The organism is Streptomyces sp. NPDC058877 (assembly GCF_042742855.1).
Lineage (GTDB): Bacteria > Actinomycetota > Actinomycetes > Streptomycetales > Streptomycetaceae > Streptomyces.
The window spans coordinates 1-1,613 of record NZ_JBHYMF010000390.1; the positions used below are offsets into that span (position 1 = coordinate 1).

The 1,613-nt window shown below is 68.8% G+C and carries 1 protein-coding gene; it reads left to right on the top strand.

Going from position 1 to position 1,613, the window contains the following annotated elements:
* Positions 1-154 precede the first annotated feature (154 nt).
* Positions 155-1,495, top strand: a complete 1,341-nt coding sequence (locus tag ACFW2Y_RS35790; protein ID WP_384887912.1) for an acyltransferase family protein — start codon at positions 155-157, stop codon at positions 1,493-1,495.
* Positions 1,496-1,613: the final 118 nt, after the last annotated feature.

A 1,613-nucleotide genomic window follows, 5' to 3' on the forward strand; every position in this document is an offset into this window, starting at 1 on the left:
ACCCAGGGGTGGCGGGCCGGCCCACATCCGCATGTGTTTCCCGTGTCAAACCCGTCTGGCAAACACCGCACTTCTGAAGGTGCGGCCCTGGCGGCGCCGACGCCAGCATGACTCGCGGCCCATCAGGTATCGACTTCCAAGGGAGCGCGAAAACGTGGCATCTCGCAATGTCCGGACAGGCGCCGCCGAATCCCCCCAGAAGCGCAGAGTCCCCGTCCTCGACGGTCTGCGCGGACTGTGCGCGGTCGCAGTCCTCGTCTACCACGTCGCCTACACGGCGGGCGTGAGCAACCACTTCGCGGACCCGCGCGACAACCTGTGGGGTTATCTCACCGAGGGCATGGGCGTCTTCCTGCCTCCCTTCTTCGTCCTGTCCGGCCTGATGCTCTACCGGCCCTTCGCCCGCCGCACGGTGACCGGCGAGGGCGCCACCCCCCGGGTCGCCTCCTTCTACTGGCGCCGCTTCGTGCGCATCGTTCCCGCGTTCTGGGCCCTGGTGCTCGCCTCGATCCTGCTTCTGGACTACGACAAGATCGACGGCGTCTGGTTCTTCCTGCGACCGCTCCTGATGATCCACTTCTTCACCCGGGCCGAATGGATCACGGGCATCGAGCCGACGTGGACCGTTCCCACCGAGATGCTCTTCTACCTGGCGCTGCCGGTCATCGCCTGGGCCATCCACAGGTTCGCCGTGCGCGGCACCACGCCGGCCCGCCGCGCCCGCCGGATGTTCGTCCCGCTCGTCGCCCTGGTCCTCATCGGCATGGCCTGGACCGCCTACTGCTTCCTGCCGTCCATGACGGCCGACGTCTGGTACCTGTCCTTCTGGCCCTTCGGCTACGTCGGCTACTTCGCCGGCGGCATGGCCCTCGCCGTGATGCTCTCCTACGCCGAGGTGGCGCCGCGCCAGCCGGCGCTGTTCCGCTGGGCCGTCAAGTGGCCGATGGGCTTCTGGCTGGTCGCCCTGATCGCCTACCTCGCCAACGTGCCGCATCCGTTCGGCGAGCCCGGCATGGGCGACTGGGGCGCGCTCACCCAGCAGATGGTGCTGCACCTGCTGTTCTTCGTCTTCTCGATGTGCGTCGTGATCCCGCTGGTGGCCCCCGGCGCCCGCTCGAAGACCATGAACCTGGTCCTCGCGAACCGTCCGATGGCCTTCCTCGGCCGCATCTCGTACGGCATCTACCTGTGGCACGTGTTCTTCATCCACGTCGTGCTCCACAACGGCAGCATGTTCGGCAAGTCCGCCGTCAACTCGGGCATGCTGCGCGGCACCGTCGGCTTCGCCGAGATGGTGAGCCTGGTCCTGCTCGGCACCCTCGTCACCGCGCTGGCCAGCCACTACGTCCTCGAGGAGCCGCTGAACAAGAAGCTGCGCGGCCTCTTCGACCGCCGCTCGAAGGACGGTGAGGACGAGGTGTCCGCACCCGGTCCGAAGGGCTCCGGGAGCGGCTCCCCGTCCTCGTCGGAGCAGGGCGTCCTGACCTCCGTCTGATCCAACGGGCACGGCCCCGAGGGGTGTCCCCGCCGCCACGGCGGGGGCACCCCTTCGTCGTGCCCGCCGCACGGCCGCGTCGGCGACACGACGAAGGGCGGCCGGCTCCGGAAGGAGC